This window comes from Curtobacterium sp. MCBA15_005, from assembly GCF_001864855.1.
Taxonomy (GTDB): Bacteria; Actinomycetota; Actinomycetes; order Actinomycetales; family Microbacteriaceae; genus Curtobacterium; species Curtobacterium flaccumfaciens.
The window spans coordinates 114,667-123,617 of sequence record NZ_MJGL01000056.1; the positions used below are offsets into that span (position 1 = coordinate 114,667).

The following is an 8,951-nucleotide window of genomic DNA, read 5'->3' on the forward strand; positions in this document are numbered from 1 at the left end:
GAGGCACGGTGCCAGCTGGCACCGTGCCTCCCGTCCGGTCGTGGTCGCGACCAGGGCCGCATCAGCGACCCATGCGGCTCACAGCCCCGAGTAGCTGTGCAGGCCCTTGAAGAAGACGTTCACGACCGAGAAGTTGAACATCACCGCAGCGAAGCCGATGAGGGCCAGCCAGGACGACCGCGCACCGCGCCAGCCACGGGTCGCACGGGCGTGGATGTAGCCCGCGTAGACGACCCAGATGATGAAGGTCCAGACCTCTTTCGTGTCCCAGCCCCAGTAGCGACCCCAGGCGCGTTCCGCCCAGATCGCACCGGCGATGAGGGTGAAGGTCCAGAGGACGAAGCCGACGAGCAGGACGCGGTAGGTCAGCACCTCGAGCCGGTCGGCGTCCGGCAGCGTCGCCATGAAGCGGAGCTTGCCGGAGGCCGTGCGGCCCTGGCGGTACGTCTGCACGAGCTGCGCCACCGCGAGCCCCGCGCCGAGCGCGAAGAACCCGGTGCCGGCGATGGCCACGAAGACGTGGATGACCAGCCAGTACGACTGCAGGGCCGGCTGGAGCGGGACGACGGGGACCCAGTAGTTCACCGTCGCGATGCCGAGCAGGATGATCGTCAGGCCGGTGATGAAGACACCGAGGAACTTCAGGTTCTGCCAGAACTGCACGAGCAGGAAGATCAGGGTGATCAGCGCCGTGCCGGTCAGCGAGAACTCGAACATGTTGCCCCACGGCACACGGTCGGCCGCGATGCCGCGGAGGACGACCGAGGCGACGTGCAGCACGAGCGCGAGGATCGTCATCGCCATGCCGACGCGCTCGAACTTCGTGCCGCGGCCGGCCGAGCCACCCGACGGCGGTGCGGCGACCTGCTCGAGCACGACGGTGCCGCCGCGGACGGTCGCGACCGTCTTCGCGCCGCGTGCCGACGCGGCGCTGGCCGCGTCGGACGAGCTGTCGTCGGCGTCCGCGTTCTTCGCGGCGGCCGTGACCTCGCCGGAGCGTTTGGCCATGTCGAGGGCGAACGAGATGAACGCGACCACGTACACCGCCATCGCGGAGTACGTGAGCACGACCGAGTAGGTCGCGAGGTTCGTGGTCATGTCGTTCACTGGGGCATCCTAACTCCGAGGTCCGACGTGTGGCGCTGTGCGATGTCCGCGACGGCCCGTTCGAGGTTCGGGTCCTCGCCGCGTGCGAGTCCGGCGTACTCGAGGTCGTACTCGCCGCCCTGCGCATCGCGACGCGGGACGACCTTCACCCAGACGCGGCGCCGCGGGACGAACAGCGAGGTGAGCAGACCGAGGGTGGAGAGCAGGGCGAACCCGCCCACCCAGAGCTGCGAGGGGTCGTGGTGGACGTCGAGGGAGACGTACCGCTTGACGCCGTCGAAGGTGATCGACCCGGCGCCCTCCGGCAGCTTCTTCGTCTGGCCGGGCTCGAGCGCGATGCTCGCGGTGTCCGACTGCCGACCGGCGATCTGGTCGAGGCCCTTGGTGCTCAGCGTGTACACGCTCTGCGGCACACCGCTGTCGAGCCCGAGGTCACCCGTGTAGACCTGCAGCGTCAGCAGCGGGTTCTGGGTGTCCGGGTAGGCACTCGAGTAGGCGCCGCTCGCGAGCTTCGATGCCGTGGGGTAGAAGAACCCGACCATGCCGAGCTGGTCCGGCTTCGCGTCCGGCACCTTGATGACGCCGGTGGAGGTGTAGTTCGCGTCCTCCGGCAGGAACGGCACGACGTCCTTGAACGCCACGTTCCCGTCGCCGTCACGCACCGTGACCTGCATCGCGTAGCCGTTGCCGAGCAGGTAGACGTTCGTGCCGCCGACGTGCAGCGGGTCGTTCACACCGAGGCGGCTCGTCTTCGGCTCGCCGCCCTTCTCGGTGCTCGTGACGGTGGCCGAGTAGTCGAGCGCCTGGCCGAGGGCGTCGAGGTTGCGCTCCTCGTACTTCGTCACGAACTTGTCGAGGCGCAGGTTGTAGCCCTTGAGGTCGGTCTGCTGGAACCAGCGACCGGGGTTGAACGAGTCGTACGAGCCGAGCACGTTCGAGAAGGTCTGCCCCTCGACCAGCAGGCGCTGTCCGGTGAAGCCGAAACCGCCGCCGACACCGACCGCCAGGAGCACCCCGACGAGGGCGGCGTGGAACACCAGGTTGCCGGTCTCGCGCAGGTAGCCGCGCTCCGCGCTCACCGAGTCGCCGAACCGCTCGACGCGGTACCCGGACCGCTTCAGGATCGCCATTGCACGCGTCACCGCGTGCTCGGCGGACGGGAGGCCCGTGGTCGCGTCGATCCCGGTCGTCCCGTCGATCATCGCGTCGGGTTGCACCGCCACGGTGCGGAAGCCCGCCAGTCGCGTCAGGCGCGCGGGGGTCTTCGGCGGACGGGTCCGCAGGGCCTGCCAGTGGTGCTTCGTGCGGGGCACGATGCAGCCGATGAGCGAGATGAAGAGCAGCAGGTAGATCGCGGAGAACCACACCGAGGTGTAGGTGTCGAAGACCTGGAGCTTGTCGAGGACCGGGTAGAGCTGCGGGTGGTCGGCCTTGTACTGCACGACGCCGTTCGGGTCGGCGGTGCGCTGCGGGACGAGCGAGCCCGGGATCGCCGCGAGGGCGAGCAGCATGAGCAGGAACAGCGCCGTGCGCATGCTCGTCAGCTGCCGCCAGAAGAACCGGAGGTACCCGACGAAGCCGAGCTTCGGCTGGTTGACGCCGCCGTCGGTGGGGCCGGAGCCGTCGACGTGGTCGGACGGCCGCTGCGGGTCGGAGGCGCTGTCGGCCCCGTCGCCTGCGCCCGTCGGGATGTGCTCGTTGAGGTCAGACCGCGGGGACAAAGCTCTGGATCACCGCCCCGACGCTCGACATGACGGCCGACCAGATACCGGTGACCATGAGCAGACCGATGACGATCAGGATCGCTCCTCCGATGATGTTGACGGTGCGCATGTGACGCTTCACCGCCGCGATGGCCCCCGTGGCCCAGCCGGCGCCGAGGGCGACGAGGACGAACGGGATGCCGAGCCCGAGGCAGTACGCCACCCCGAGCCACATGCCCTGCCAGGCGCTGCCCGACTGCACGCTGAGCAGGTTGATGGCCGCCAGGGTCGGGCCGAGGCACGGGGTCCAGCCGAGGCCGAACACGATGCCGAGCAGGGGGGCACCGAGGAGCCCCGTGGCCGGGGTCCAGCTGGGCTTGATGGTGCGCTGCAGGAACGTGAACCGACCGACGAACACCAGGCCCATCGCGATCACGACGACCCCGAGGATCTGCGTGATGAGGTCGCGCCACCGCACGAGCCAGAAGCCGAGCGCCCCGAACACGGTGGTGTACGCCACGAACACCGCGGTGAACCCGGCGATGAACAGCAGCACGCCGAGCACCACCCGGCCCCGACGCTGCCCGCCCTCGGCGACTCCGCCGACGTACCCGAGGTACCCCGGAACGAGCGGCAGCACGCACGGGGACAGGAACGACACGAGCCCGGCGAGCGCCGCCACGGGCAGCGCCACGGCCATCTGGCCGCTCAGGATCGCGTCGGCGAAGGGGTTGGAGGTCACGGGTCAGGACGCCTTGCCGGCGTCGAGCTCGTCGCTGACCAGGGTCTTCAGGATGCTCGTGCCGTCGATCGCGCCGAGGACCCGGGCGGCGACGCGGCCCTTGGTGTCGAGGACGATCGTGGCGGGCACCGCGTTCGGTGCGATCTGCCCGGACATCGCCAGCTGCATCGTGCCCGTGCGCTGATCGAGGACGGTCGGGTACCGCACGTCGAAGGTGCGCTCGAAGGCGGCCGCGGTCGCTGCTTCGTCACGCACGTTGACACCGATGAACGCGACGTCGTCGGCGTCGGCGTACTCGTCGTGCACCTGGTTGAGGTACTTCGCCTCGGCACGGCACGGCGGGCAGCTGGCGTACCAGAAGTTCAGGACGACGACCTTGCCACGGAGGTCCTTCGACGAGACGGTGTCGCCGTTCGAGTCCTCGGCCCGGAACGTGACCGGGTCGGTGCGGTCCTTCGCGGAGACCTCGGTCACGGCGCCGTCGCCGGAGATGTAGTTCTGGGTCGTGCCGTTGCCGTACTGCTTCGCGATGCCGCCACTGTCCGACGAGCAGCCGGACAGGACCAGGACGGCGGCCACGGCCGTCGCCGCGAGGACCGCGAACCGCTTGCTGATGACGCGCACACTGCTCGTGCTGTTCACACTGCTCCTTCGTCGACGGCGGTCGCGCGCAGTTCCTGCGCGGGGTCCGCGTACCCGACCTCGGTGAACCGACCGGTCGACGTGGCGGGCGCACGTTCGACGGTGGTGATGCTCGACAGGTCGCAGCGGCGCTTGCGCGGGTCGTGCCACAGGGGCTCCCCCGCGAGCTTCCGGTGGACCATCCAGATCGGCAGCTGGTGGCTGACCAGGACGACGTCGCCCTCGTCCACGCTCTCCCACGCCGTGGTCATCGCCGCCAGCATGCGGTTGGCGATGGACTCGTACGCCTCGCCCCAGCTGGGACGCAGCGGGTTCGCGATCCACGGCCACTCCGCCGGGCGGCCGAGCGAGCGCTTCGTGAACCCGGGGGGCTGCCCCTCGTAGCGGTTCGTCGGTTCGATCAGGCGCTCGTCGAGCGTCACGTCGAGCCCGTAGGCGGCCGACCAGGGCGCGGCGGACTCCTGCGTGCGCTGCAGCGGGGACGCGACGATCCGACGCACGTCGACGCCGGCGTCCTTCCAGGCGGTGGCGGAGGCCTGGGCCATCCGCGTGCCGAGGTCACTCAGCCCGAAGCCCGGGAGCCGGCCGTAGAGGACGCGGCCCGGGTTGTGCACCTCTCCGTGCCGGACGAGGTGGAGACGGGTCGCGGGCATGGGTTCCAGTGTAGGTCGCCCGCGGTTCCCACCGCCCCCTCAGGTGATTCACCGGATGCGGAAGCACTCAGCCGCCGAGCTCACCGGAGAGCCGCCCGTGCAGCGCGATCGACCCCGTGTCGAGGTTCACCACCTCGACGTTCGACCCGTGCTTCGCGAATCGCTGTTCGACCCCGTCGAGCGCCGCGACCGTGGACGCGTCGAACACGTGGGCGTCGGCCAGGTCGATGATCACGTGCTCCGGGTCCTCGGCGTAGGAGAACCGTGTGACGAGGTCGTTCGACGAGGCGAAGAACAGCGCCCCGCGGACCCGGTACCGCACGGTGCGGTCGTCGACCAGCTCGCGGACCACGGTCACCACGTGCGCCACCCGTCGGGCGAAGACCAGGGCCGCCACGACCACGCCGACGAGCACCCCGGTGGCGAGGTTCTCGGTCACGACGACCACCACGACGGTGACGAGCATGACGGCGGTCTCGCCGAGCGGCATCCGTCGGAGGGTGCGCGGACGGATGCTGTGCCAGTCGAAGGTCGCGACGCAGACCATGAGCATGACCGCCGTCAGTGCCGCCATCGGGATCTGGGCCACGAGGTCGTGGAGCACGATCGTCAGGACCAGCACCGAGACCCCGGCCGCGAAGGTCGAGACGCGGGTCCGGGCACCCGCGGTCTTCACGTTGATCACCGTCTGGCCGATCATCGCGCAGCCGCCGGTCCCGCCGAAGAAGGCGGACGCGATGTTCGCGACGCCCTGACCCCACGACTCGCGCCACTTGCTCGAGCCTGTCTCCGTGATGGAGTCGACGAGCTGCGCGGTGAGCAGGGTCTCGATCAGGCCGACGATCGCGACACCGAACGCGTACGGGGCGATGATCTGCAGCGTCTCGAAGGTGAACGGCGTCGTGATGCCGCCGAAGCCCGGGAGCGCCGTCGGCAGGGCGCCCTCGTCGCCGACCGTCGGCACGGCGATGCTGAACACCATCGTGAGGCCGGTGACGACGACCACAGCGATGAGCGGCGCGGGGACCGCCTTCGTCAGGAACGGGAAGCCGACGATGATCGCGATGCCGAGCACGGTCAGCGGCCAGACGACGAACGGGACGTCGTCGCCGAGCAGGTTCGGCAGCTGGGCGGTGAAGATGAGGATGGCCAGGGCGTTCACGAACGCGACGTTCACGCTGCGCGGGATGAAGCGCATCAGCCGTGCCACCCCGAAGAACCCGAGCACGAGCTGGAACACGCCACCCAGCACGATCGCGGGCACGAGGTACTCGATCCCGTGCTCCCGGACGAGCGGGGCGATGACGAGCGCCACCGAGCCGGCTGCGGCGGAGATCATCGCCGGGCGACCGCCGACGATGGAGATCACGATCGCGATGACGACGCTCGAGAACAGCCCGACCGCGGGATCGACCCCGGCGACGACGGAGAACGAGATCGCCTCGGGGATGAGGGCCAGCGCGGTGACGATGCCGGCCAGGACCTCTCGGGTGAGCATGCGGGGCGAGCGGAGGGCGGCGAGGACGCTCGGGGCCGTCGGCGCGTGTGTGATCACGGACATCGATCGGAACTCTACCCTCACGTGAGAGTAGAGTCGTACCCGTGAGCACCAGCGACGTCCCCGACACGATGCACATCGGCGAACTCGCCGACCGCGCCGGCATGTCCCTGCGCACCATCCGGCACTACGACGAGGTCGGGCTGCTCGTACCGAGCGGCCGCACCACCGGCGGGTTCCGGGTCTACACGGCGCAGGACCTCGAACGGTTGCTCGTGATCCGCCGGATGAAGCCGCTCGGGTTCACCCTCGACGAGATGGCCGAGCTGCTCCGCGTGGTCGACGCCCTCGCGACGAAGGACCCCGAGGACGAACCAGCGCTGGCGGCCCGCCTCGACGCGTACCTCGAGGACGCCCGAGCCCGCCACGCCAAGCTCGTCGAACGGGCCGGCATGGCCGAGGAGTTCATCGGCACGCTCGGGTCACTCCGCGCTTCGCTCCCCTGAACCCTCGAGCACGCCGGCCGCGATGAGACGACTCCGTTCCCGCTTGGCCTCGGCCATCTCCTCCATCATCGCCCGCAGCCGATCGTGCTCGGCGATCACCCGACGTGCTCGCCATGGCCGGAACCAGTGCCGTCTGCGCACGTTCGCCTTCCACTCCTCGTCCCGCCGCACGAACAAGGCCTTCACCGGGTCCCGTTGCGTCATGTCTGCTCCTCTTCCGTCACCAGTTCCAGCACGAGCTTGCCGATGACCTCGTCGGCCTCGCGAAGAACCTGCATGTTGTACATCGCTCCCGCGACGAGTCTCCCGATCTCGACGCGACCCACGTCCGCATCCGTGACGTGGTCGACCACTCAGACAGATCGTGACCAAGCCCGGTCCCGTTGTTCCCGCGCGACGTCCCGCCGCCACCGGATGACCGCCCACAGCCCACCGACGAACGCCACGAGCAGCGTGAACGCCGTCGTGCACAGTGCCGCCACCACCACCGCGACCGCCGCAGGCGGCCAGGTCGCGAGCTCCCCTGTCCCCGTCCCCACCCGGTCCCCCTCTCGTCCCGCGACCCGGCCACGTCGAGAACGCTACGGAGTCCACGCGCGCCGCCACGGGCCTCCCGGCATTCGGTGGAGAACGCCGGACGCAGGCGGCCGTGTGGAGGGAGGAACCCTGCCGCCCACGCCCCCGGACGCAGACGGTTAGACTCGACCACCGTGATCGAACGCACCCGCATCGCCGACCTGGCAGCCCTCCCCGACGGTCCCGTCTCCGTGGCCGGATGGGTCGAGACCGTCCGAGACCAGAAGAAGGTGCAGTTCGTCGTGCTGCGCGACGAGACCGGCGCCGTCCAGCTCGTGAACCCGGCGACGCGCGAGGCCGAGGACGGCGACGACGCCGCACAGTCCGCGCTCGCGACCACCAACGAGATCTCCGGCCTGGCACACGGCACCTTCGTGCACGTCACGGGCACGCTGAAGCACGACGAGCGCGTGAAGCTCGGCGGGCTCGAGGTCAAGATCGGTGCGCTGCAGGTGGTGAGCGCAGCGATCCCGGAGACCCCGATCGCCGACGACTCGTCGCTCGACAAGCGTCTCGACTGGCGCTTCCTCGACCTGCGCAACCGCAAGCAGAACCTGATCTTCCGCATCCAGACGACGCTGGAGCACGCGTTCCGCACGTACTGGGTCGACCGCGACTACATCGAGATCCACACCCCGAAGCTCATGGCGTCGGCGTCCGAGTCGCGCGCCGAGCTGTTCCAGCTCGAGTACTTCGAGACGACCGCCTACCTGGCCCAGTCGCCGCAGAACTTCAAGCAGATGGCACAGCCGGCCGGCTTCGGTGCCGTGTTCGAGATCGCCGACGCCTTCCGCGCCGACCCCTCGTTCACGAGCCGCCACGCCACCGAGTTCACCAGCGTCGACGCCGAGTTCTCGTGGATCGAGTCCCACGAGGACGTCATGGCGATGCACGAAGAGGTCCTGGTCGCCGGCATCACCGCCGTCAAGGAGAAGTACGGCAAGGACATCGCCGAGGTCTTCGGCTTCGAGCTGCAGGTCCCCGCGACGCCGTTCCCCCGCGTGACCCTGGCCGACGCGCGCAAGATCGTCGCCGACAGCGGCTACGACGTCGTCCGCGCCGACGGTGACCTGGACCCCGAGGGCGAGCGCCGCGTCGCCGCCTGGGCGAAGGAGCACCACGGCTCCGAGTTCGTGTTCGTCACCGAGTACGACGCCTCGATCCGGCCGTACTACCACATGCGGAAGCCCGGCGACCCGTCGGTCACCAACAGCTACGACCTCATCTTCAACGGCGCCGAGATCTCCACGGGTGCCCAGCGTGAGCACCGCGTCGACGTGCTCGAGGCGCAGGCCGTCGAGAAGGGCCTCGACCCGGAGGAGCTCGGCTGGTACCTCGACTTCTTCCGCTACGGCGTGCCGCCGCACGGCGGCTTCGGCATGGGCCTCGCGCGCGTGCTGATGCTCATGCTCGGTGAGCCGTCGATCCGCGAGGTCACGTACCTGTTCCGTGGCCCGACGCGCCTGACCCCGTAGGTCCCGCGCTGCGCGGCGCCGCCGCGCACATGGTGAGCAGCAATGGTCG

General features: G+C 69.6%; 10 protein-coding genes. 2 read left to right on the plus strand and 8 right to left on the minus strand.

Annotated features, from left to right (window positions below; genetic code table 11):
- Positions 1 to 78 precede the first annotated feature (78 nt).
- The 6 genes from ccsB to BIU89_RS14215 all read right to left on the minus strand — a co-directional run bounded on the left by ccsB (position 79) and on the right by BIU89_RS14215 (position 6,408).
- The gene (gene ccsB / locus BIU89_RS14190) at positions 79 to 1,098 is read right to left on the minus strand and encodes a c-type cytochrome biogenesis protein CcsB (RefSeq protein WP_071247885.1); all 1,020 of its coding nucleotides are present in this window, start codon (positions 1,096 to 1,098) and stop codon (positions 79 to 81) included.
- 5 nt (positions 1,099 to 1,103) lie between these two features.
- Positions 1,104 to 2,828 carry a cytochrome c biogenesis protein ResB gene (resB, locus tag BIU89_RS14195; RefSeq protein WP_232536504.1) on the minus strand — a complete coding sequence of 575 codons (1,725 nt, stop codon included), beginning with the start codon at positions 2,826 to 2,828 and terminating at the stop codon, positions 1,104 to 1,106.
- The gene (locus BIU89_RS14200; protein ID WP_071247888.1) at positions 2,812 to 3,510 is read right to left on the minus strand and encodes a cytochrome c biogenesis CcdA family protein; all 699 of its coding nucleotides are present in this window, start codon (positions 3,508 to 3,510) and stop codon (positions 2,812 to 2,814) included. The genes resB and BIU89_RS14200 overlap by 17 nt, the downstream gene beginning before the upstream one ends.
- Positions 3,511 to 3,555: 45 nt before the next feature.
- Complete coding sequence (locus BIU89_RS14205; RefSeq protein WP_071247415.1) at positions 3,556 to 4,194, minus strand: TlpA family protein disulfide reductase; 639 nt, start codon at positions 4,192 to 4,194, stop codon at positions 3,556 to 3,558.
- Positions 4,191 to 4,847: a histidine phosphatase family protein gene (locus tag BIU89_RS14210; RefSeq protein ID WP_071247418.1), complete on the minus strand. Its 657-nt coding sequence runs from the start codon at positions 4,845 to 4,847 to the stop codon at positions 4,191 to 4,193. The genes BIU89_RS14205 and BIU89_RS14210 overlap by 4 nt, the downstream gene beginning before the upstream one ends.
- A 67-nt stretch (positions 4,848 to 4,914) precedes the next feature.
- Positions 4,915 to 6,408, minus strand: a complete 1,494-nt coding sequence (locus tag BIU89_RS14215) for a SulP family inorganic anion transporter (RefSeq protein WP_071247421.1) — start codon at positions 6,406 to 6,408, stop codon at positions 4,915 to 4,917.
- A 41-nt stretch (positions 6,409 to 6,449) separates the two neighbouring features.
- Between BIU89_RS14215 and BIU89_RS14220 the strand changes: the two genes are divergently transcribed.
- Positions 6,450 to 6,851, plus strand: coding sequence for a MerR family transcriptional regulator (locus BIU89_RS14220; protein ID WP_371830603.1), 402 nt, complete (start codon positions 6,450 to 6,452; stop codon positions 6,849 to 6,851).
- Here the strand turns inward: BIU89_RS14220 and BIU89_RS14225 are convergent.
- Positions 6,828 to 7,055, minus strand: a complete 228-nt coding sequence (locus BIU89_RS14225) for a hypothetical protein (RefSeq protein WP_071247424.1) — start codon at positions 7,053 to 7,055, stop codon at positions 6,828 to 6,830. The two genes, BIU89_RS14220 and BIU89_RS14225, sit on opposite strands and share 24 nt — an antisense overlap.
- Positions 7,052 to 7,204 carry a hypothetical protein gene (locus BIU89_RS18660; protein WP_175475034.1) on the minus strand — a complete coding sequence of 51 codons (153 nt, stop codon included), beginning with the start codon at positions 7,202 to 7,204 and terminating at the stop codon, positions 7,052 to 7,054. The genes BIU89_RS14225 and BIU89_RS18660 overlap by 4 nt, the downstream gene beginning before the upstream one ends.
- A 357-nt stretch (positions 7,205 to 7,561) precedes the next feature.
- Here BIU89_RS18660 and aspS point away from each other — a divergent pair, with 357 nt between their 5' ends.
- The gene (aspS, locus tag BIU89_RS14235) at positions 7,562 to 8,902 is read left to right on the plus strand and encodes an aspartate--tRNA(Asn) ligase (RefSeq protein WP_027466337.1); all 1,341 of its coding nucleotides are present in this window, start codon (positions 7,562 to 7,564) and stop codon (positions 8,900 to 8,902) included.
- The last annotated feature ends 49 nt before the right edge of the window (positions 8,903 to 8,951 follow it).